The following is a 21665-nucleotide window of genomic DNA, read 5'->3' on the forward strand; positions in this document are numbered from 1 at the left end:
AAAAAATTAGGCTTATTTTTAATGATAATAACAAAACACTTTACGCTGATCTTTCGATTTGCTCAGGAGGACAAAAGAAGTCGAAACTTTGCGTCTTAGCGACTTTGCGAGCAAAATAATGCAACGCCCTTTCAAAGGTTAAAAATAACTTTGCGCCTTTACGCCTTCGTGGCAAAAACTCTAGAACCAAAACAAATAAGAAAACTTTAATAAATCTATTTCGCTTAAAATCCTTAAAATATGTAATTTTGAAATTCGAAGTTCAAAAATGAAATAATTATGAAATATCATCAAATAAACAGTGGTCTTTTTGTAAAAAACCGCAGAAAGTTCATGGCAGAAATGAAACCTAATTCTGTTGCCGTGTTCAATTCAAATGACATTTACCCAATTAGTGCCGACAGTACACTTCCTTTTGCGCAGCACAGAGATATTTTTTATCTGAGCGGTGTCGATCAGGAAGAAAGTGTTTTGCTTTTATTTCCAGATGCGCCTTATGAGCATCAGAGAGAAATTCTTTTCTTGAGAGAAACGAATGATCATATTGCAGTTTGGGAAGGTGAAAAACTGACTAAAGAACGCGCTTTTCAGGTTTCGGGAATCAGAACTGTTTATTGGTTACAGGATTTTCATAAAGTTTTGAACGAAATGATGACGTACGCTGATACGATGTACATCAACACCAACGAACATTATCGTGCAACTGTTGAAACAGAAACTCGTGAAGCTCGTTTTGTAAAATGGTGGAAAGAGCGTTATCCAGCACACAATGTGGCAAAAAGCAACCCAATTTTACAAAGACTTCGTTCTGTAAAAGAAAGCGAAGAAATCGATTTGATTCAGCACGCTTGTGATATTACAGAAAAAGGTTTCCGCAGATTATTAGGTTTTGTAAGACCAAATGTTACAGAATATGAAGTAGAAGCTGAATTGGCACACGAATTTATCCGTAACCGCTCAAAAGGTTTTGCTTACACGCCAATTATTGCTTCTGGAAACAATGCGAATGTTTTGCATTACATCGAAAATAATCAGCAATGTAAAGCAGGAGATTTACTATTATTGGATGTTGCTGCAGAATACGCTAATTATTCAAGCGATATGACAAGAACAATTCCAGTTTCTGGACGTTTTACAGATCGCCAAAAAGCGGTTTACAACGCGGTTTTAAGAGTTAAAAATGAAGCTACAAAAATGCTTACTCCTGGAACGCTTTGGAAACAATACCATATTGAAGTAGGTAAAATTATGACTTCTGAATTGCTTGGTTTAGGCTTATTAGATAAAGCTGATGTTCAGAACGAAAATCCAGAATGGCCAGCTTACAAAAAATATTTCATGCACGGAACGTCTCACCACATGGGACTAGACACTCACGATTACGGATTGCTTCACGAACCAATGAAACCGAATATGGTTTTCACGGTAGAACCAGGAATTTACATTCCAGCAGAAAAATTCGGAATCCGTCTTGAAGATAATGTTGTGGTTCAGGAAAAAGGAGAACCTTTCAACTTAATGCGAAACATTCCTGTTGAAGCTGATGAGATTGAAACTTTGATGAATGAATAAATAAAAGAAGCCCTTAATATTGAATTATTAAGGGCTTTTTATTTTTATAAAAATCAGTTTTAATTATCCGATTTTTGCTATCTGTACATCCAATTGGAATTTACCAGCAGCTTCATTTTCGTCGATCAACTCAAAAAGCTCTAATGCTCTTCTTGCGTTTTTCTCTTCTTCTCTTTGCTCAGCAACATACCACATCATGAAATCTTCTGTAGCGTAGTCGTTTTCAGCTCTACATTTTGCAATTACTTTATTAACCGCTTGAGTAACTGCAATTTCATTTTGTAAAGCAATTTCAAATACTTCTCTCAAAGAAGCAAATTCCTGCTGTACTTCTGGATTAGATGGCGTAACTGCAATCCCTCCCATATCTGTAATATATTTGAAAACTTTTAGAAAATGCTCTCTTTCTTCTTCGGCTTGCTTATACAAGTAAGATGCTGTATTAGCATAGCCATTTCTATCCAACCATGCTGCCATAGCTAAATATTTGTTTGAAGCGTCGCTTTCTAATTTTGCCTGTAAGTTCAATATATTTTCAATCCCTTCAGTTAATGAAGTGCTTGTTCTTAGTAAATCTTTCATAGTCTTAAATTTTAATAATGTAAAATTACTAAAATTAGACCGAAGTGCCGTAAATGTCTGAAAATTTGGATTTAATCTAAGTAAGAATCTAAATAAGCTCCGCTTTTAAAACATTACAAAGCATAGAATGAAGGTTGAGCGTAAATTTAGTTCCGTTCAATAATTCTCTAAGCTGCACTATTTCGCAGATGGTAAGATTTCTGGAAAAATTTCTTTTAGTAGTCTCAATCAGCTGTGCATCTGACTTATCAGACAAGTCATAAAGCATATTCAAAATATCGACATTATTAACCTTTCTTTGAAAAATCAAAAAATCATGAATTTTATAACTTGACACGGTATCAACAAAATTGATAACGATAGTATTGGTCAAATCACATTGATAACTGTATCCTTTTTCGGTTTCAAATAATACTTGGTTGGTCGAATCACTAACTAATGCCATTCTAAAAAAATTATTAACGATGCAAAAATATATAATTTAAAGCAAATAAAAACATAATTAAGACTAATTTAAAATAACAAAATCATGTTTTGTTTTGAAAAAGATGTTTAGAACACTAAAATCTGTAACATTCTAGAGTGGTTTTCGACTAATTTTAAAAACAAATAACTTAGAAATTATGCAATCACACGAAATAGATTATCAGATTTTTGGAGAAGAAATGCAGTATGTCGAGATAGAATTGGACCCGCAAGAAATTGTAATTGCCGAAGCTGGCAGTTTTATGATGATGGAAAACAATATCCAGATGGAAACCATTTTTGGCGATGGTTCTCAACAGCAAGGATCTGGTTTGTTTGGCAAACTTTTGAATGCAGGAAAAAGAGTTCTTACTGGAGAAAGTTTATTCATGACTGCTTTTTTAAATCAGGGCAACACCAAAAGTAAAGTTTCATTTGCATCGCCTTATCCTGGAAAAATCCTTCCGATTGATTTAACAGAATTTCAAGGAAAATTTATCTGCCAGAAAAGCTCTTTCTTGTGCGCTGCCAAAGGCGTTTCTGTTGGAATCGAATTCTCTCAGAAATTAGGCCGAGGCTTATTTGGCGGTGAAGGTTTTATTATGCAGAAAATTGAAGGAGACGGGATGGCATTTGTTCATTCTGGAGGAACAATGGCCAAAAAGCAATTAGCCCATGGCGAAGTTTTAAAAGTAGACACAGGCTGTATTATTGGTTTTACCAAAGATGTAGACTACGATATTGAATTTATTGGCGGTATCAAGAATTCAATTTTTGGAGGTGAGGGATTGTTTTATGCTACTTTAAAAGGCCCAGGAACGGTTTATATCCAGTCATTACCATTCTCAAGATTGGCCGATCGAATTATTGCATCGGCACCACGATCTGGTGGAAACAGTCGTGATGAAGGAAGTCTGCTCGGCGGATTAGGTAATCTTCTAGATGGAGACAATCGTTTTTAATTTATAGAACGGCTTTCAGAATGAGAGCCGTTTCTTTTTAAACCTTATATCTAATATTAAATATTTAAAATTAACTCGATTCATTTTTTTTTGACTGAAATGAACTTACATGACTTATATGGTATGATCAATTACTAACTTTGTGTTTTAAATCAAAACTATTATTTTGAAAACTATCTTATATAAAAACACTAAAATCTCTTTTACTGACTCAGGAGAAGGCAATGCGATTGTTTTTCTTCATGGTTTCTTAGAAAACAAAAAAATGTGGGCAGAATATGTCTCGCTTTTTTCAGAGAAATACCGCGTAATTACAATCGACTTGTTAGGTCATGGCGAATCGGATTGTTTAGGATATGTTCATACAATGGAAGAAAATGCCTACGCAGTCAATGAAGTTTTGGAAAATTTAGAAATCGAAAAAGCAATAATTCACGGGCATTCTATGGGCGGTTATGTTGGTTTGGCTTTCGCCGAATTATATCCGCAGAAAATTCAAAAATTAGTTCTACAAAATTCTACTTCAAAAGAAGATAACGAAGAAAAAAAGTTAAACAGAACTCGCGCCATTAAAGCTGTAAAACAAAACTATGTAAGCTTTGTAAGTTTGGCAATTGCAAATTTATTTAGCGAAAATAATCGAACCCGATTAGCAGAAGAAATTGAGAAAGTAAAAACGGAAGCCTTAAAAGCACCTTTACAGGGAATCGTTGCTTCTTTGGAAGGAATGAAAATCAGAAAAGATAGAGAATGGCTTTTGAAAGAAAATAGATTTCCAGCTTTATTGATATTAGGAAAAAAAGATCCTGTTTTAAATTACGAAGAAAGTCTTTCTCAAATTGAAGACACCACTGCAGAATTAGTTTCTTTTGAAGATGGACATATGAGTCAAATTGAAAACAAAGAAGAACTCAAAACCGTTTTACAAGAGTTCTTCCAGTAAAAACTAAAACTATTAAAATCGAAAAAGGCCATTTCTAACTTAGAGTTGAAACAGCCTTTTTCTCATTCTTGGGGGCAAAATATCATTATAACTTTGATGTAATATCTTTTTTGTATTTCGATAGAGTCGCTCTTGTTAAGCCAAGATTTGCTTTAGTAGAATCTACTGCTAGGTAGATAAAATATCTTCCATCTTCAGAAACATCAATAATATGAATCTGATCTGTCAGTGTAATTAAAATGTCATTAATTTTCTGATTTAACCCTAAAGCTCTAAGTGCGTTTAATTTAGCTTTTACAACTTCTAAATTATAAGCCGAAGCCAATTCTGGATCAAAATCAGGCTTTACTGTTAATGAGCAATAAGACATTCCTGTTTCCACTTCTGTAACTGAAACAGCAATAAATCCGTTAACATTTTCTTTTAAATCGTTTTGAAAATTTTGTAAAAAATCTGACATGTTATTAAAATATTTGGTTTTAAATTAGTTGTTAAAAATAGAATCCATTTTTCTTAGCAATAGACCCATTTTACTTAAATCTTTAGAAAGCAACGCAATACAATTATCATCTTGATTTTTGCTTGCTACAACAATTCCGTCGTTATTTTTAATCATGACCTGTTTAAGATCTCCATTGTTAACGTCTTCTGACATTTCTAGGCACATCTTTAAGATCATTCCGATCATTGCTGCAACATTTCCGTCGTATTCTAAATTAACAGACTCGTTTAAGATCCCATCAATATTAAAACTGAGTCCAGACTCTGCGCCAGTCTCTTCTACTAGTGTTTGTAAATCAATCATTTTCTTTTATTTGTCATGTTTTTGGAGCGCCAAAGATATTTTAATATTAACAATTGCGCGATAAACACTTGTTAAAAAAAGATGTAATATAACGTACTGAGTCACTTTTGTTTATCACTTAATTAATCCTATTTTTTTGCAAAAAATCTGCAAAAAAAATTAACATAAAAAGCAAATAATATCAAAAACATAACATTTCACTTAACAAAACTCATTTCTAAAATTAACATTTGCAGAATGTTGTGTTTGACAAAAGTTTTTATATAGCTTTGCAAAAAATTTTATTAAATGAAAACAGTTGACGAATTACGCTTTGACCTAAATGTAAAACTGGAAAAGTTTAGAAGATTTCGTATTGAGAACGGACACATTAACACTACTGCTTCTGGAGAAAAATCTAAAAAAGGTTTCTTTAAAAAAATATTTAGCTAAAAGCATCTAAAAATTTGCCGAACTTGTCAGATAACCTTCTTGAATGAGTTCGGCTTTTTTACTGATTATCTGCAACTTACTTCCGCTTAACATTCTTAAATCTGTTGCAATTCCTACTACACTTCTATAATTGTGATCAGTAATAATGATTCCTTTTTTCTGAGAATTTGCTTTAATTAATAAACTTACAATCTCAATCATTTTAGGAGACAAACCACTAAACGGTTCATCTAATAATACAAATTTTGATTCATTAGAAAGTACTAATTTAACCTGAAGATATCTTAATTCTCCAAAAGACAAATTCCTAATTTTTTGATTTAAAAGAGATTTTAAAAATTCATCTTCACAAACCAGGTGTGCTTTTTGTTTATCGACAGCCAACAAAACAGTTTGTAAAACTGAAAAATGATTTGGAATAAATTGGTTTTGATGTAGATAACTAATTTCATTTAACAACAAAGATGAATTGTTTTTTGAAATTCCGTTAACAAAAATACTTTTATCTGATGCTGGAACTATTCCAAATATAACCTTTAATAATGTAGATTTACCAGAACCATTTCTGCCAAACAAACCGATTATTTGTCCCGTTTCCAATTTCAAATAAATATCTGAAAGTAATAATTTATTATTAAAACTTTTTTGAATTCCACTTATTTCTAGAATATGCTTATTCAAAATGCTTTTTGAATTATAATTAGCACCGTCGCAAACAGAAATACAAAAACAAAATTCAGCAAGAAAGTGTAAAACAAAAGTCTTCCTTTAGAAAAACCATTGTTCATGTAAAACAAATATTCGTTCTGACGATACATCTCTTTAAATCCGATACTTAATGCAAAACCTAGTGTAGCTATCATCAATAAAAAATTGTTAAGTCCACTAAAAAGAAATACAGTAGTAGAGATAGCCAAATTCATGACCAAAGTCGTCTTATAAAACTCAAATATGTTTCTAAATTTCCTGATAAGAACTTCTAGATTTTTTCCTCAAAAGGAATATTCATATCAAAAATCTCACTGAGCAAATTGGCAATTTCTTCTAAGTAAGAATTTAATATTTGAGGCGTTACGATAACATTTAAATCTTTCTCTTCCTTAAAACCAAAAGGCAAAAATCCAGATTTTAAATTTTTGAATGAAATAATACCAACTTCTATCGGAAGGTTTCCAGCTTCTTTTTCAAACATAAAAGCATACGCCAAAACCTGAATGATTTTATCGTTTTTAAGCTCCTGAGTTAATCCGTTCCAACTTTTCAATATCACATTCGATTTCTCAACCTTTCCCGTCTTATAATCGATAATTCTAATTTTTCCGTCTCTAAGTTCGATTCTATCTACATTTCCTTTTATTAAAACTGGAAACGGCAGTTTTGGGTGAACAAATTCTCGTTCAAAAGTCTGCTCTAATGCAACAATTTGAATCGCTTCGTTATTTTTTACAGACTCTAATTCCATTCTTAGGAAATTAGAAACATTTCGTTTTGCTACTTCAAAAGCCAAAAGATTTCTCCCTTTTTTGATTTCACCTTCTTTATAAACCAACTTAAACTGCTTGAGAACTTCATCGTCCAATAATTTATAACAATTTAAAAGATCGCCTTCAGAAATAAATTTTCCAATAAAAGGCTCATAAAGCGCTTTCAACGTTTCGTGAATAATCGTTCCAAGAGTATTCAAAGCGATATTTTCTTCAACTTCTTCAACTTCACGAATTCTCAATATCTTTTGAAAATAAAACTCAATAGGATTTCGAATATAGCTGGTCAATGCCGATGGTGAAAAACCGTTAACAGCAATTTCCTTCAAACGCTCCATAACCATCTCAGATTTCGGAACAGAAATAGGTTCGTATGCCGTTGTTGGTAAAACGGGATTATAAATATCAAAAGTAAGATTATGATTTCGCTGTTTTTCGACCTCAAGCTGCGTGATAAAACGGCTTCTTTCTCCAGCATCCAATCCGTCATTTTCAGTATTGTAAATCAGATAAATATTTTTTGCTCTTTGCAATAAATGATAAAAATGATAGGTATAAATAGCATCTTTTTCCTTGAAAGTTGGAAGCCCAAGTTCTTTTTTCACATCATAAGGAATAAATGAATTCTGTGATTTTCCGGCCGGAAATTTTCCTTCATTCATAGACGTTATAATCACAGTTTCAAAGTCCAAAACACGACTTTCTAAAACTCCCATAATCTGCAGTCCACGCAATGGTTCACCTTCAAAAGACACTTCTGCCAAATCTATAATTTGCTTATAAATCGAATGAAGGGTATCGATATTATCAATATGATGGTGTTTAGAATAATAATTTATAAGCTTATTTATCACTTTAAAGACGCCATAAACAAAAGCTTTTGCAATCTTTTCTTCTTCGTTATCGTTGCTGAAATGCTCTTTAATTGCAATTAATAAAGCAGAAATATTTTTTAAAACCGCAATTGAACCACTTTCCCATTTTTCAAATAATAAATTAAAAAAGCTTGACGGCTCAGGATGAAGTTCTAAAATTTTATAATGAGTAATGAAAGTATAATTATTCTCTTTTATTATTCTTACCAATCTCTGTGCATTTGCATAAGGCTCAACCAAAGGATGTGTCAAAACATCCAACACATCTTTGTAATAGAATACATAACTACCACCTTTTCGAGAAAGTGCATTTGTATGCATTTTAAATAATTTAGCAACAAAAATCTGCGACGGATTATTCTTTCCAGAATATCCCATTGTAATGTTTAAAGCTCCAACAGAAGATGGCAGCGAATACAAAACAGGAACCAACAGATTCTCTTCACCAAGAACGACTGCAACTTTATCTAACGAAGCATCGGGATTTTGATCTATTAAATTTTCAATAATGCTACCCGCCAATTTTGCTTGCCCAATCGTTTTTGGAGTTCCAATAATTTGAATATTTTTTGACTGAGAAAAATCATCTACAATCCACTCAAAGATATTAGACTTATAGTGTTTCCAGCTTTCTTTAAAACGTCTCAAAAAAAGCCCCGCATCGTGATATGGATCGTTAATAAAAGCTTGATCAGCATCCCAATAAATCCTAGCTTGATCCAAAGCAAGCAAATGTTGCACTATTTTTTCCTCAGCAGCATTTAAAGCATTAAATCCTGCAAAAATAAAAGTGCGGTTTCCAATAGTATTCGAAAAATGATTAAGATTATTTACAGCTTCTCTATAAATCAACCCTTGATATCCGATTGATTTAAACAGCAAATGGTTATATAATGACTCGTAGTACAATGGAAGTAATTTCCAAAAGTCAATATAATTTTCTAGAAGTTTTGTTTTTTGATCGACTTCAAGCCCCCATTTTTTTATGTCTTCAATATCTTTTAGATAAGACAAAACATGTAAAGGATCTAAAAGATATCTGTCAATTTCATTGAAGTCTTGCAATAGAGTTTTTGCCCAATTTGCAAATAACTCAAAAGACTGTTGGTGTTTTTTTTCAGTAACGGACAAATAAACTTCGTAAAACTCAAACAAAAGCTCAATAGAATCAACTGACCGTATTGAGGCTACATTTTGAACAAAATCTTCTATACTTGTAATTTCGGGTGCAACGATAGTTTTTGAAGTCTCTTTTTTCAGAGCTTCAATCAAAAAAACTTTTGCCCTTTTATTCGGAAGTATTATTGTTATCTCAGAAAGTTTATCTGCATAATCCTGAATTACAACGGAGGCAATTTTTTGAAGAAAAGAAGTATTTACCATAGGATAAAAATAAAAAAAGCCATTCAATTAAGAATGGCTTTTCATATTTATTTAGAAAACTAATTATAGTTTACCTTGGTATTTAGAACCAATGTGTCTAATTTCAGTTCTTCTGTTTTGAGCTTTACCTGCAGCAGTTTTGTTACTAGCAACTGGTTGAGAAGCACCAAATCCTTTAGACTCTAAGTTCTCTGGGTTTACACCTCTTTGAACTAATGCATCAAGAACAGCTTTAGCTCTGTCCTCAGAAAGTTTTTGGTTGATTTTAGCAGAACCTGTACTATCTGTGTGTCCTTCGATAGAGAATTTCGCGTTTGGATAGTTTTTAAGGATTTCTTTAATAGCATCTAATCTAGCTTGAGTTTCTTTGTCTCCAGTTTTGAAAGTAGCTTTTCCTGAGTTGAAGTATACCGCTCTAGCTTGAACTTTAAGATCTTCTAATGCCTCAGAAGTTACTTCTGGACATCCTCTGTTACTAGCAGGACCAGCAACTGTAGGACAGTCGTCATCTTTGTCAGCAACACCATCTTTGTCAGCGTCTAAGAATGGACATCCACCATTTTCTTTAGGACCAGCAACTGTAGGACATTTGTCATCTTTATCAGCGATTCCGTCACCGTCAGTATCAGGACAACCTTTTAAAGCAGCTAAACCAGCAACATCTGGACAAGCATCATCTTTATCAGCAATTCCGTCTCCGTCAGTATCAGGACATCCGTTTAATGCAGCTAAACCAAATACATCTGGACAAGCGTCAGAAGCATCAACGATTCCGTCACCATCAGTATCAGGACATCCGTTGAATTGTTTTAAACCAGCAACATCTGGACAAGCATCATCTTTGTCATAGATTCCGTCTCCATCAGTATCTTTACCTCCGAATTTGAAAACTAAACCTGCAGTGTGTTGGAACACAGATCTGTCAAGAGGTTTATCCTCATTAGCAGCAACAGCCCATTTGTACCTTGTAGCTAACTCAAGACCAATAGCATCTGTAAACCAGAAAGTAACACCTGCACCTGGGTTAACAGTACCAAAACTGTTATCTCCGAAGAAAGTATAACCACCACCAACAGATAACGAAGGATCAATCACTTTAGATTTGATTAATTCTTGGAAGCTGTATTTGATAGTAGCATCAATTCCGTAGTACATTAAATCACCAGGATTAGTAACTACGTTACCTCTCGCATCTTGACCAGCAGATCCTGGAGCAAAAGTAACCAATTTATCAATTTTGTTTACAGATCCTTGTAAACCTACAGAGAAACCGCTACCTACATATCTGTTTACTCCAATGTAAGATAGAGAAGGAAGGATATTCCAGTTATCTTTTACTGCGAATGGCTGAGAGAAGTGCTGATCGAAAAATCCACTTCCTGAACCCGAACTTGTTCTAGTATCCACGGCATTAACTCCAAAAGAGATAGCCCATGGATTGTTACTGTCTTGCGCGTGAGCATTTAAACCCATCGCCATCAATACAGCAACTAAAAGTTTGTTAAGATGTTTCATACTTAATTTTTTTAATTACAATTTAGTTAATTACAAGCAAAAGTAACACCAAATTTTTTAAATACAAAATGAAATGTTAAAAAAAACCTACAAAAATTTGACCAAAGTGGTAATTATATAACTTTTAACATTTTACCGACAACTGTGAAGGCATTTATAGCTTTATCCAAGTGCTCTTTTTCATGCGCTGCAGACAGCTGAACACGTATTCTGGCTTTATCTTTTGGAACTACCGGAAAGAAAAAGCCAATTACATAAATTCCTTGTTTCAAAAGTTCATTTGCCATTGTCTGAGACAATTTTGCATCATACAACATAACTGGAACAATTGCAGAATCACCATCGATGATATCAAAACCTGCTTTTTTCATACCTTCTTTAAAGTAATTGGTATTCCATTCTAATTTATCTCGAAGTGTAGTATCTTTTTCCAATAATTCAAACACCTTAATTGAAGCCCCAACAATTGCTGGCGCCAAAGAATTTGAAAACAAATACGGTCTAGATCTTTGACGTAACAACTCAATTATTTCTTTTTTAGCAGTAGTATACCCTCCCATTGCTCCTCCTAAAGCTTTACCAAGAGTACCTGTTATAATATCTACTCTTCCCATCACTCCTTTTGCTTCTAGAGTTCCTTTTCCTGTAGCTCCGATAAAACCAGCAGCATGACACTCGTCTACCATTACCATGGCATCATACTTGTCGGCAAGATCACAGATTTTATCTAAAGGCGCTACTAATCCGTCCATAGAAAAAACTCCATCAGTAACAATTAATTTAAAACGAGCTCCTGCTTCATTTGCTTTTATTAATTGCTGTTCCAAATCTTCCATATTGTTATTTTCATAACGGTAACGTGCCGCTTTACACAAACGAACACCATCTATAATAGAAGCATGATTTAAACTATCTGAAATAATTGCATCATTCTCTCCTAATAAAGGTTCAAAAACTCCTCCATTGGCATCAAAAGCAGCAGCGTATAAAATAGTATCTTCTGTACCATAAAAATCTGCAATTTTTTTCTCCAATGTTTTATGAATATCCTGTGTCCCACATATGAAACGAACAGATGACATTCCGAAACCATGAGTATCCATTGCATCTTTTGCAGCTTGCACGACTTCTGGATGTGACGAAAGTCCTAAATAGTTATTAGCACAAAAATTCAATACTGTCTCTCCTGTTGAAATTGTGATTTCCGCACCTTGTGGAGAAGTAATAACACGCTCCTTTTTAAAAATTCCATTTTCTTCGATTGTCTGCAGCTCATTTTGCAGATGTTCTTTTATTTTACCGTACATTTTTTATTTATTTAAAACGTTAAAAATTAACAACTTAACCATAATATAGCTTCGCTTTTTCTTTAACATCTGATTAATTTTTTCACAAATTTACCACTTCAATTTCAGTTCCGATGTAAACAAGAGCTTTTTTCAAAACCGTGTATCCCAAATCTTGTATTGCATCTTGATATTCCTGAATTTGCTGTTGGTATTTAGCATTTACAGCTCCAGTTTTATAATCCAACAGATAAGCTTCTTTATTTTCTAAAAACACAACTCTATCTGGCTTCAAAATTCTCCCTTCTTTTTGAACAATAGTTTGCTCATTTAAAACTGTATGTTTTCCATTAAAACAAACATTCAGTTCTGGATGATTTACAATTTCATTCAAAGTTTTAAGCACTTTGTCGAGCTGATCATAAGTTATCAAACCATTCTCAATTGACTTTGTTACTGCCAAATCAACATCTGATTTATCTTTAACGAAAGCCAAAATCTCATGAACAATATTTCCATACGAAATAGCTTCTTGCTGATGCGTTCCCCACATCAAAGCTTCACGCTGGGCTATTTTAATATTTTTCGGATTTAAAACCTCTCTGACAATCGGAATTGATTTAACAGTGTCAACTGTTTTGGTCGTTTTTGACAGTTTGGTTTTATTTCCAAATTCGTAATTCAATTTTTCTTCATCATAAACTCCTTGGTTAATTAAGAATTTAATAAAAAAAGAAGCCATATTATTCGGATATTCACCATCATTTTTTGCTTTTAATGATTGCGAAATCACATACAATTGCTCTTCTGCGCGAGTCAAAGCAACATAAAGCACATTTATGTTATCTAAAAGCTCTTCTTGTTTTTTTAAATTAAAAACTGCTGATGCGCTTTCACCAAAACTTTCAACCGCACTGCTATTATCAACCAAAGCTTTTGGAACTCCCAAATCTATTTCCTCGGTATCTAGCCACAATTTATCTTTTGGTTTTCGATTATAATCTTCATCTGCAAAAGGCATAATTACGACTGGAAATTCTAATCCTTTAGATTTATGGATTGTCATAATTCGAACAGCATTATTTCCTTCTGGCGACGGAATACTAAATTTCTCCGAATTCTTATCCCAGAAAATTAAAAAGTCTGAAACTCCCGATTGATTCCTAATATCTCTTTCTAAAACAATATCCAGAAAAAACTGCACATAAGCATTTCCTTCGGAGGAAAGAATAAATTTAGAAATGATAATTTCCACAGCTTCATACAAAGATTTCTTCCTTACATCCTCAAAAGAAAAAGAAACATCAAAAGTCATAAGCCATTCTTCAAATTCTTTTTCAAATTTATAGCTCATTCCCATTGCGATAAAATCGTGGATAGGCATTGTCAAATCTCTGCTTGAAGCCAAGAAATGCAAAAAATTAGCTTTCGATTCTAAATCAGCGTTATTGTTTAAATATCTTAAAAGATGAATAACCAAACGGACTTCTGATGCATTTTGAATCATCAGAGTTTCTGAAGACAGCAACGGAATGCCTTGCTCTGTCAAATAATTTGCCACCGCAATTCCTTGATCTCTTTTTCTGGTCAGAATTACAATATCTTTATATTCGAAACCTTGCCTTACTACTTCTTGAATTGTATTTAAAGTGGCTAAAACATACAAATCAGATTTCTCTACAACTTCTTCTTCATCGGCAGATTCATTTTTATCAGCAATCGGAAGAAAAGAAATATTTACATAACCGCCTTTTTTGGAATTTGTATTTTGAAAACTATGATTTTCGTATAAATTCTTATAGTCTTCATTTGTAAATTCTGAAGAAATGAGTTTAAAAAAAGCATTATTAAATTCAATAACCTCGCTATAACTTCTATAGTTTGTATCTAAATGCTTCACTTTTTTTTCATGATGAAAAAAAGTCACTTCTTCTTTACTTAATTCAATAAATTGTTCTGCTTTTCCTCCGCGCCAGCGATAAATAGATTGTTTCGGATCTCCAACAATCATCAGAGTTCCTTTATTTCCCAAATCATCTAAACCAGAAAGCGAGTTGTCAATCAGCGGAATCAGATTCTGCCATTGCATTTCTGATGTATCTTGAAATTCGTCAATAAAGAAATTTCGATAACGCTCGCCTAAACGCTCATAAATAAAAGGCGCCGGCTGATTCTGAATTTCGCGGTGAATTATAGCATTGAATTCTGAAATCGACAAAACATTTTGTTCCGACTGAATTTTTGCAAGCTCATTACTCACAGTATTCAACAAAGAAAGTGGCGTAATATTTTTTAAAAAGGCTTTATAAAAATCCCTTTTTTCAAAATTTTGATAAACCTCCTTTAATATCTGAAGAAGTTCTGGAATAATATTTTCGATTAAAGCACGATCTTTTGCTGTTTTATTAATCGCAATATCATCAAATTCATGAAAGGTTTTATTTTTCGGATTGAATTTACCTTCTCGAATACTTTGCAAATGATTTGGAAAAGTTCCTCTAGAAAATGATTTTGGGTCAATTCCATTTTCATCAATCAATTCAATTGCTTTGACCGCAAGACCTTCATTAGTTTCTTCCAGCTCTTTGCAAAGCGCCTGCATTTTCTTTTTGATCTCTACAAACTCTTCGATTGTTTTGTTTTGAAAATGGAGAATTTCATTTCGGTTATTTTCATTCAAAACCAATCTACCAGTATCTAGGATTTCTCGCGAAACATCCCAACTTTTATCATCATCGGTTTTCTCCATCGTAAAATCGATGAGCAGTTTTGTCAGCGTTTCATCCTCACCTGCCTGCGCAATAATCGCATCAACAGCTTCGACCAATAAATTTTCAGTATCCAAAGTAACCTCAAAAGTCATTGGCAGATTTAAATCGTGCGCAAAAGCACGGATAACTTTATGAGTAAATTTATCAATGGTAGAAATATCAAAAGCAGCATAATTATGAATTAAGTGCTTAATGATTTGTTGCGATTTGGTTTTAATTTTAATAATGGAAAGTCCTGTTTCTCGAGACAAATCCTCCATTAAATCGACTGCTTTTGAAGACGGATCGTCTTTTGCAAATTCAGATAGATTTCCAACAATACGGCTTTTCATTTCATGAACCGCTTTGTTGGTAAACGTAATAGCTAGAATATTTCGATATGCATCGTTTTTTGGAGAAGAAAGAATAATTTTTAAATATTCTTTTACCAAAGTATACGTCTTTCCTGATCCCGCAGAAGCATCATAAATAGAAAAAGACGGACTTTGCATAATTTTGATTTTTTATATCGTAAAAATAAGATAATAAAAAATTAAATCCCAATAATTAAAAATTCCAAATTCCAATATCTACAGCGAGGAGCATTATAGATATTGGAATTTGGAATTTTTATCTATTTGGAATTTTAAATATTTAGTGTTTTGGAAAAGCTCTTTTGTTGAAAACCAAAAGTATACCCACACCCGTAGAAATTGCTACATCGGCTACATTAAAAATAGCATTAAAGAAAGCAAAATGTTTTCCGCCAAAAATCGGAAGCCAAGTTGGAAGTTCGCCTTCCCAGATAGGAAAATAGAACATATCTACAACCAAACCGTGAAACCAAGTTCCGTATGGAGCTGGCGAGAAAATAGTCGCCAAGTTATGCGTACTGTCATCAAAAATAACTCCGTAGAAAACAGAATCTATAATATTTCCTGCCGCTCCTGCAAAGATTAATGCAATAGCCGCTATTAAATAAGTAGAATGACGTTTTTTTACCGAATCAGAAAGCCACCAGCCAATTCCGACAACAGCAAAGATTCTGAACACTGTCAAAATTAATTTACCGTATTCGCCTGGTATTTTTGTTCCCCAAGCCATTCCTTCATTTTCAATAAAATGAATTCTAAACCAATCTGCAATTACAACTTCTTCACCAAGAACGAAATTTGTTTTGACATAGATTTTGGAAAGCTGATCAACAATTAAAACTAAGAATATAAGGAAATACGCTTTTCGTAATGACATTTTATGATTTTTTGATGGGCAAAAATAACAATTAAATCAAAAAAAACGCTCCCAAAGGAGCGTTAATTCTTTTGTAACAAACTAAACAAGTTTATCTGCTAATCTAAACCCGGTAAAGTTTACTTTTTAACAGCAGCTTTTGCTGGTGTTTTCGGACTGTCGGAAAAGAATTCAGAGATTGACTTAAAGATACCTTTACTTTCTTTTCCGGCCGCCAATTTCTTAGCTTCCCCTTTTTTTACATCAGCTTTAAACTTAACACGCAGTTTTTCAAATTCTTTCATTCTGCGCTCCACATCAGAGTTTACTTCTTTGAATTTCAATACTTTAGCCATAATGTAAGTTTTTTGTAGTAAATAATTTAAATTATTACTGATTTGGTACTACAATGATACATAATTTAATTTATATTTGTTAATAAAAATTAACACTTGTTTAGCACAAGTTGAATTATTTTCTAAAAACAACACCAAAACGAACTGAATTTAACATTCCTCCCAAAATCCTACAAATCATGAATGAAATTACAACTACTCTAAATGACTTTCTTGTCAGCACAAAATCTACCGCAGCGTTAATTTTAAATGGTAAAGGCAAATTAATTACTTCACTGAATCTTGATTACGGAGACAGTATTGCCGCAATGAGCGCAGCAATTTTATCTATGAGCGAAAAATTCTTAATTGATTTAGAAAAAGGCTCTTTAAAACAGTTATATCTAAAAAGTGCAGAAGGCGTTATTGTTGGAAACAAAATAAGCGGCTCCAACTTTATTGTTGCTTTTTCTAAAGAAGGAAGCAATCTAGCATTATTGATGCGTTCTACAGAAGAAGTTTCTGCCGAATTAAGTAAAAATTCTTTATTGAAATAACATACAATTCTATTAACAAATAACCCAAATGAACTATGAGCAATGACTTTTTAAACGTGTTTTTAAACGAAATGAAAACTAACGTAAACGGCTTTATCGCTGTAGCAGTAACAGAAATTGAATCTGGATTAAGTTTCGGAAATTTAACTATTGACCCAGGTTTTGACCCAGAACTTGCCGCAGCTTATAACTTAGAAGTAGTAAAAGCTAAATTAAGCGCTGTAAAAGCTTTAGGATTAAATCAGGACATCGAAGATATTTTGATCACACTTTCTAATCAAATCCACATTATCGACATTTCTCCAAACAAAAAATTCATGATCTATCTAGCTGCTGATGCTTCAAAAGCTAATTTAGGAATGACTAGAGCTATTTTAAGAAAACACAAAGCTGAAGTTGAAAAAAACCTAGCTTAATTTCTTGATTTCAATTTATTACAAACCGTCTTAATTCTAAGGCGGTTTTTTTATTTAGAAAACTCAAAATGAAGAGAACTCGCATTCAATTTTGTTCTTACAAAAACTTATAGGAGATATTCAATTCTATTTTGATTAATTATAAATAATTTCTTTCAAAGCTTAGATTTAGTAACAAACTCGCTCATAGCTAAACATTAAACAAAAAAAGCGCCCCTTAAAAGGAGCGCTTTTTTCTTACGTATTTCTACGCGATTATCTTTGCAGGTTTTTAGCCTCGATACTCATTGTTGCATGAGGAACGATTTTAAGCCTTTCCTTGCTAATTAATTTACCTGTCACTTTGCAGATACCGTATGTTTTGTTTTCTACACGGAATAAAGCGTTTTTTAAGTCACGAATGAATTTCTCTTGTCTGATAGCCAACTGAGAGTTTGCTTCTTTTGACATGGTCTCACTTCCTTCTTCAAAAGCTTTAAAAGTTGGAGAAGTATCGTCAGTTCCGTTATTCAAATCGTTCATATACGCACTTTTGATCAAATCAAGATCTTCTTGTGCTTTCTTAATTTTTGCTTGGATTATTTCTTTGAACTCTGCTAAATCAGCATCAGAGTATCTTGTAATTTCATCTATCATTTTCTACTATTTTGAAATTAATATAATGGTTCTAATGTCATCAAACTCAATTTCTGTGCCGTTTTCTAACGCGTCAGCAAAAACCAAATCATCTGTTAATGTCTCAGACTTAATATAGTCTTCATTTTTTGAAACTGCTTCTTCTAAAATGCCGTTTCGTTTTATTTGAACTTTAATCTTATCCGTAACCTCAAATCCTGAATCTTTACGAATGTTTTGTATTCTATTTACTAATTCTCTCGCGATACCTTCATTTTTTAATTCTTCGGAGATTGTAATATCAAGCGCAACTGTTATTCCGTTTGAATTAGCAACCAACCATCCTTCGATATCTTGTGATGTAATTTCCACATCTTCTAATGATAAAGTTACACTATTTCCTGCAATAACAATATCTAGCGTTCCTTGCTTGTCCAACTGATTGATCTGATCTGGAGAAAAACTTTGTATCTCCTTAGAAATCAACCCCATATCTTTACCAAAACGTGGTCCAAGAGCCTTAAAATTAGGCTTAATCTGTTTTACCAAAATACCTGAAGCATCGTCTAAAAGTTCAATTTCTTTAACGTTTACCTCAGCTTTTACCAAGTCAGAAATAGCTTCGATTTCAGCACGCTGATTCTCGTCAAGTACTGGAATCATTACCTTTTGCAGAGGTTGACGTACTTTGATCATCTCTTTTTTACGAAGTGATAACACCAAAGATGAGATCGTCTGCGCCTTCTGCATTTTGCTTTCCAACGTTTTATTAACAAAGTTTTCGACAAATTTTGGGAATTCTGCCAAGTGAACACTAGCAAAACCCTCGGTTCCCGTAGAAGTTGTTAAATCGCGGTACAATTTATCCATAAAAAATGGAGCCACTGGAGCGCTTAGTTTACTGATAGTAAGCAAACAAGTATAAAGCGTTTGGTAAGCTGCAATTTTATCTTTTGCATATTCTCCTTTCCAGAAACGGCGACGGCATAAACGAACGTACCAGTTACTTAAATTCTCCTGAACGAAATCTGAAATAGCTCTTGTCGCTTTTGTTGGCTCGTAATCTTCGTAGCATTCGTCAACAAATTTTATTAAGGAATGCAATTCAGAAATAATCCATTGATCAATTTCCGGTCTTTCGTTTAACGGAATTTCAGCTTCTTCGTATTTAAATCCGTCGATGTTAGCATATAACGAGAAGAAAGAATACGTATTGTATAATGTTCCAAAGAACTTACGCTTAACCTCAGCAATTCCCTCAAGGTCAAACTTCAAGTTATCCCACGGATTTGCATTCATAATCATATACCAACGCGTAGCATCTGGACCGTTTTCTGCAATGGTTTTAAATGGGTCTATGGTATTTCCTTTACTCTTAGACATTTTAACTCCATTTTTATCTAAAACAAGACCGTTTGAAACTACGTTTTTGTATGCAATTTTATCAAAAACTAGAGTTCCGATTGCGTGAAGCGTGTAAAACCATCCACGTGTCTGGTCTACTCCTTCTGCAATAAAGTTTGCTGGAAAATCTTTGTTTTCATCAATTTTTTCTTTGTTTTCAAAAGGATAATGCCATTGTGCATACGGCATTGCTCCAGAATCAAACCAAACGTCGATCAAATCGCTTTCGCGCTTCATTGGCTGGCCAGAAGCAGAAACTAATGTTATTTGATCTACGACATTTTTATGCAAATCGATTAAATCATAATTTGATTCGTCCATATTTCCGATTTCAAATCCTTTAAACGGATTTTCTTTTTGGAAACCTGCTTCGATCGATTTCTCGATTGCATGGCACAATTCTTCAACAGAACCGATAATAATTTCTTCTTTTTTATCTTCTGTTCTCCAGATTGGTAACGGAATTCCCCAATATCTAGAACGAGATAAGTTCCAGTCGTTGGCATTTTTAAGCCAATTTCCAAAACGTCCTTCACCAGTAGATTTGGGTTTCCAATTGATAGTTTCGTTCAGGTCGAACATTCTATCTTTTACGTCGGTTACTTTAATAAACCACGAATCTAATGGATAGTATAATAACGGCTCATCAGTTCTCCAGCTGTGTGGGTAACTGTGCACGTATTTTTCAACTTTAAAAGCTTTGTTTTCTTCTTTTAATCGAATAGCGATTTCAACATCTACAGATTTCTCTGGAGCTTGTCCTGCATCGTAATATTCGTTTTTAACATATTTTCCAGCTAAATCACCAACATGTGAAGTGAATTTTCCTTGTAAATCTACTAAAGGAACTGCATTTCCATCTGCATCCAGAACCAACATTGGCGGCACTTCTGGTTTTGCTTCTTTTGCTACTTTAGCATCATCTGCACCAAAAGTTGGAGCTGTATGTACAATTCCCGTTCCGTCTTCTGTTGTTACGAAATCTCCAGAAATTACTCTAAATGCATTTTCAGCGTTTTCATATGGTAACACATAAGGCAATAATTGCTCATAACGGATTTCTACTAAATCTGCTCCTTTTGCTTCGGTTAAGATTTTGTACGGCAATTTTTTGTCGCCGTTTTTCACATTGTCAAAATCAGCATCGTCTTCACTTAAGAAATAGCCTTTTCCGAATTGTTTTCCAACTAAGTTTTTAGCCAAAACCACATTGATTGGCTCAAAAGTATATTGATTGAAAGTTTTTACTAAAACATAATCGATTTTTGGACCAACTGTTAAAGCAGTGTTTGAAGGAAGTGTCCAAGGAGTTGTCGTCCAAGCTAAAATGTGGATATCTCCAAAACCTTGTAAAAACGAAGGCAATGTTTGTGGCAATGTTTTAAACTGCGCTACAATTGTAGTATCAGTCACATCGCGGTAAGCTCCGGGCTGGTTTACTTCGTGAGAAGACAATCCAGTTCCTGCTTTTGGAGAATACGGCTGAATCGTGTATCCTTTGTACAACAAACCTTTATCGTAGATTTGTTTCAAAAGCCACCAAACAGATTCCATATATTTTGGTTTATAAGTCACATACGGATCTTCCATATCTACCCAATACCCCATTTTTTCGGTCAAATCATTCCATACGTCGGTATAACGCATAACGGTTTTTTTACACGCTTCGTTATATTCTTCGATAGAAATCGTTTTACCAATATCTTCTTTTGTAATTCCTAATTCTTTTTCGGTTCCCAATTCTACAGGCAAACCGTGAGTATCCCAACCGGCTTTTCTTTTTACTTGAAAACCTTTTTGAGTTTTATATCTGCAAAAAATATCTTTAATCGCACGTGCCATTACGTGGTGAATTCCAGGTAATCCGTTTGCTGAAGGCGGACCTTCAAAAAATACGAAAGGCTCTGCACCTTCGCGAGTTGTTACACTCTTTTCAAATATATTTTCTTTCTTCCAAAAATCAAGAACTTCAGACGCTACAGTTGGTAAGTCAAGTCCTTTGTATTCAGTAAATTTTGTACTCATTTTATCCTTTTCTTAAACGAGGTGCGAAA

Annotated in this window: 20 protein-coding genes; 6 read left to right on the forward strand and 14 right to left on the reverse strand. The window is 33.5% G+C overall.

Features of this window, described 5'->3' with window-relative positions; all coding sequences use genetic code 11:
• Positions 1 to 279: 279 nt before the first annotated feature.
• Positions 280 to 1572, forward strand: coding sequence for an aminopeptidase P family protein (locus tag Q9Q97_RS00785; RefSeq protein WP_306153465.1), 1293 nt, complete (start codon positions 280 to 282; stop codon positions 1570 to 1572).
• A gap of 63 nt (positions 1573 to 1635) precedes the next feature.
• On the opposite strand, the gene Q9Q97_RS00790 is transcribed toward Q9Q97_RS00785, so the two are convergent.
• Both Q9Q97_RS00790 and Q9Q97_RS00795 read right to left on the reverse strand, forming a co-directional pair.
• The gene (locus tag Q9Q97_RS00790; RefSeq protein ID WP_306153467.1) at positions 1636 to 2154 is read right to left on the reverse strand and encodes a ferritin; all 519 of its coding nucleotides are present in this window, start codon (positions 2152 to 2154) and stop codon (positions 1636 to 1638) included.
• A gap of 88 nt (positions 2155 to 2242) precedes the next feature.
• On the reverse strand, positions 2243 to 2599 hold the full coding sequence (locus Q9Q97_RS00795; RefSeq protein ID WP_306153469.1) for a hypothetical protein: 357 nt from the start codon (positions 2597 to 2599) through the stop codon (positions 2243 to 2245).
• A gap of 178 nt (positions 2600 to 2777) precedes the next feature.
• Here Q9Q97_RS00795 and Q9Q97_RS00800 point away from each other — a divergent pair, with 178 nt between their 5' ends.
• Both Q9Q97_RS00800 and Q9Q97_RS00805 read left to right on the forward strand, forming a co-directional pair.
• Complete coding sequence (locus Q9Q97_RS00800) at positions 2778 to 3581, forward strand: TIGR00266 family protein (RefSeq protein ID WP_306153471.1); 804 nt, start codon at positions 2778 to 2780, stop codon at positions 3579 to 3581.
• A 166-nt stretch (positions 3582 to 3747) separates the two neighbouring features.
• A complete protein-coding gene (locus tag Q9Q97_RS00805) occupies positions 3748 to 4524 on the forward strand; it encodes an alpha/beta fold hydrolase (RefSeq protein WP_306153473.1) in 777 nt (258 codons plus the stop codon).
• 85 nt (positions 4525 to 4609) lie between these two features.
• Here Q9Q97_RS00805 and Q9Q97_RS00810 read toward each other — a convergent pair whose 3' ends face one another.
• Both Q9Q97_RS00810 and Q9Q97_RS00815 read right to left on the reverse strand, forming a co-directional pair.
• Positions 4610 to 4984 (reverse strand): hypothetical protein, encoded by a 375-nt coding sequence (locus Q9Q97_RS00810; RefSeq protein WP_294788253.1) that lies wholly within the window; start codon positions 4982 to 4984, stop codon positions 4610 to 4612.
• Between the two features lie 24 nt (positions 4985 to 5008).
• A complete protein-coding gene (locus Q9Q97_RS00815) occupies positions 5009 to 5329 on the reverse strand; it encodes a hypothetical protein (protein ID WP_095928511.1) in 321 nt (106 codons plus the stop codon).
• A 288-nt stretch (positions 5330 to 5617) separates the two neighbouring features.
• On the opposite strand from Q9Q97_RS00815, the gene Q9Q97_RS00820 reads away from it, so the two are divergent.
• Complete coding sequence (locus Q9Q97_RS00820) at positions 5618 to 5761, forward strand: hypothetical protein (RefSeq protein ID WP_306153476.1); 144 nt, start codon at positions 5618 to 5620, stop codon at positions 5759 to 5761.
• Positions 5762 to 5767: 6 nt separating this feature from the next.
• Here the strand turns inward: Q9Q97_RS00820 and Q9Q97_RS00825 are convergent, their stop codons facing one another.
• The 8 genes from Q9Q97_RS00825 to Q9Q97_RS00860 all read right to left on the reverse strand — a co-directional run bounded on the left by Q9Q97_RS00825 (position 5768) and on the right by Q9Q97_RS00860 (position 16640).
• Positions 5768 to 6442, reverse strand: a complete 675-nt coding sequence (locus Q9Q97_RS00825; RefSeq protein WP_306153479.1) for an ATP-binding cassette domain-containing protein — start codon at positions 6440 to 6442, stop codon at positions 5768 to 5770.
• Positions 6439 to 6624 (reverse strand): hypothetical protein, encoded by a 186-nt coding sequence (locus Q9Q97_RS00830; protein WP_306153481.1) that lies wholly within the window; start codon positions 6622 to 6624, stop codon positions 6439 to 6441. Before Q9Q97_RS00830 ends, Q9Q97_RS00825 begins: the two co-directional genes overlap by 4 nt.
• Before the next feature lie 116 nt (positions 6625 to 6740).
• Entirely contained in the window at positions 6741 to 9503 is a 2763-nt protein-coding gene (locus Q9Q97_RS00835; RefSeq protein ID WP_306153483.1) for a PD-(D/E)XK nuclease family protein, read from the reverse strand.
• Positions 9504 to 9566: 63 nt separating this feature from the next.
• Complete coding sequence (locus Q9Q97_RS00840) at positions 9567 to 11018, reverse strand: OmpA family protein (protein WP_306153485.1); 1452 nt, start codon at positions 11016 to 11018, stop codon at positions 9567 to 9569.
• Between the two features lie 113 nt (positions 11019 to 11131).
• Complete coding sequence (gene kbl / locus Q9Q97_RS00845) at positions 11132 to 12325, reverse strand: glycine C-acetyltransferase (RefSeq protein WP_306153487.1); 1194 nt, start codon at positions 12323 to 12325, stop codon at positions 11132 to 11134.
• Positions 12326 to 12407: 82 nt separating this feature from the next.
• Positions 12408 to 15566, reverse strand: coding sequence for an exodeoxyribonuclease V subunit beta (locus Q9Q97_RS00850; protein ID WP_306153490.1), 3159 nt, complete (start codon positions 15564 to 15566; stop codon positions 12408 to 12410).
• A 142-nt stretch (positions 15567 to 15708) separates the two neighbouring features.
• Positions 15709 to 16305 (reverse strand): lipoprotein signal peptidase, encoded by a 597-nt coding sequence (locus tag Q9Q97_RS00855; RefSeq protein WP_306153492.1) that lies wholly within the window; start codon positions 16303 to 16305, stop codon positions 15709 to 15711.
• Between the two features lie 119 nt (positions 16306 to 16424).
• Positions 16425 to 16640 carry a hypothetical protein gene (locus Q9Q97_RS00860; RefSeq protein ID WP_095928396.1) on the reverse strand — a complete coding sequence of 72 codons (216 nt, stop codon included), beginning with the start codon at positions 16638 to 16640 and terminating at the stop codon, positions 16425 to 16427.
• A 179-nt stretch (positions 16641 to 16819) separates the two neighbouring features.
• Between Q9Q97_RS00860 and Q9Q97_RS00865 the strand changes: the two genes are divergently transcribed.
• Both Q9Q97_RS00865 and Q9Q97_RS00870 read left to right on the forward strand, forming a co-directional pair.
• Positions 16820 to 17176 (forward strand): roadblock/LC7 domain-containing protein, encoded by a 357-nt coding sequence (locus Q9Q97_RS00865; RefSeq protein WP_091494460.1) that lies wholly within the window; start codon positions 16820 to 16822, stop codon positions 17174 to 17176.
• A 35-nt stretch (positions 17177 to 17211) separates the two neighbouring features.
• Positions 17212 to 17592 (forward strand): hypothetical protein, encoded by a 381-nt coding sequence (locus tag Q9Q97_RS00870; RefSeq protein ID WP_306153496.1) that lies wholly within the window; start codon positions 17212 to 17214, stop codon positions 17590 to 17592.
• A gap of 255 nt (positions 17593 to 17847) precedes the next feature.
• Here Q9Q97_RS00870 and Q9Q97_RS00875 read toward each other — a convergent pair whose 3' ends face one another.
• Together Q9Q97_RS00875 and ileS are read right to left on the reverse strand one after the other, a co-directional pair.
• Entirely contained in the window at positions 17848 to 18228 is a 381-nt protein-coding gene (locus tag Q9Q97_RS00875; protein WP_012022792.1) for a TraR/DksA C4-type zinc finger protein, read from the reverse strand.
• A gap of 6 nt (positions 18229 to 18234) precedes the next feature.
• Positions 18235 to 21636, reverse strand: coding sequence for an isoleucine--tRNA ligase (gene ileS / locus Q9Q97_RS00880; protein ID WP_306153500.1), 3402 nt, complete (start codon positions 21634 to 21636; stop codon positions 18235 to 18237).
• Between the last annotated feature and the right edge of the window lie 29 nt (positions 21637 to 21665).

The sequence above is a fragment of the Flavobacterium sp. DG2-3 genome (genome assembly GCF_030730925.1).
GTDB lineage: Bacteria > Bacteroidota > Bacteroidia > Flavobacteriales > Flavobacteriaceae > Flavobacterium.

Excerpts from the sequence above, each read along its gene's own strand:
- Q9Q97_RS00875 (WP_012022792.1), bottom strand. The coding sequence starts at position 18,228 with ATGATAGATGAAATTACAAGATACTCTGATGCTGATTTAGCAGAGTTC.
- Q9Q97_RS00830 (WP_306153481.1), bottom strand. The coding sequence starts at position 6,624 with ATGATAGCTACACTAGGTTTTGCATTAAGTATCGGATTTAAAGAGATG.
- Q9Q97_RS00790 (WP_306153467.1), bottom strand. The coding sequence starts at position 2,154 with ATGAAAGATTTACTAAGAACAAGCACTTCATTAACTGAAGGGATTGAA.
- Q9Q97_RS00865 (WP_091494460.1), top strand. The coding sequence starts at position 16,820 with ATGAATGAAATTACAACTACTCTAAATGACTTTCTTGTCAGCACAAAA.
- Q9Q97_RS00860 (WP_095928396.1), bottom strand. The coding sequence starts at position 16,640 with ATGGCTAAAGTATTGAAATTCAAAGAAGTAAACTCTGATGTGGAGCGC.
- Q9Q97_RS00795 (WP_306153469.1), bottom strand. The coding sequence starts at position 2,599 with ATGGCATTAGTTAGTGATTCGACCAACCAAGTATTATTTGAAACCGAA.
- Q9Q97_RS00870 (WP_306153496.1), top strand. The coding sequence starts at position 17,212 with ATGAGCAATGACTTTTTAAACGTGTTTTTAAACGAAATGAAAACTAAC.
- Q9Q97_RS00800 (WP_306153471.1), top strand. The coding sequence starts at position 2,778 with ATGCAATCACACGAAATAGATTATCAGATTTTTGGAGAAGAAATGCAG.
- Q9Q97_RS00815 (WP_095928511.1), bottom strand. The coding sequence starts at position 5,329 with ATGATTGATTTACAAACACTAGTAGAAGAGACTGGCGCAGAGTCTGGA.
- Q9Q97_RS00785 (WP_306153465.1), top strand. The coding sequence starts at position 280 with ATGAAATATCATCAAATAAACAGTGGTCTTTTTGTAAAAAACCGCAGA.
- Q9Q97_RS00820 (WP_306153476.1), top strand. The coding sequence starts at position 5,618 with ATGAAAACAGTTGACGAATTACGCTTTGACCTAAATGTAAAACTGGAA.
- Q9Q97_RS00850 (WP_306153490.1), bottom strand. The coding sequence starts at position 15,566 with ATGCAAAGTCCGTCTTTTTCTATTTATGATGCTTCTGCGGGATCAGGA.
- Q9Q97_RS00835 (WP_306153483.1), bottom strand. The coding sequence starts at position 9,503 with ATGGTAAATACTTCTTTTCTTCAAAAAATTGCCTCCGTTGTAATTCAG.
- kbl (WP_306153487.1), bottom strand. The coding sequence starts at position 12,325 with ATGTACGGTAAAATAAAAGAACATCTGCAAAATGAGCTGCAGACAATC.
- Q9Q97_RS00855 (WP_306153492.1), bottom strand. The coding sequence starts at position 16,305 with ATGTCATTACGAAAAGCGTATTTCCTTATATTCTTAGTTTTAATTGTT.
- Q9Q97_RS00810 (WP_294788253.1), bottom strand. The coding sequence starts at position 4,984 with ATGTCAGATTTTTTACAAAATTTTCAAAACGATTTAAAAGAAAATGTT.
- ileS (WP_306153500.1), bottom strand. The coding sequence starts at position 21,636 with ATGAGTACAAAATTTACTGAATACAAAGGACTTGACTTACCAACTGTA.
- Q9Q97_RS00840 (WP_306153485.1), bottom strand. The coding sequence starts at position 11,018 with ATGAAACATCTTAACAAACTTTTAGTTGCTGTATTGATGGCGATGGGT.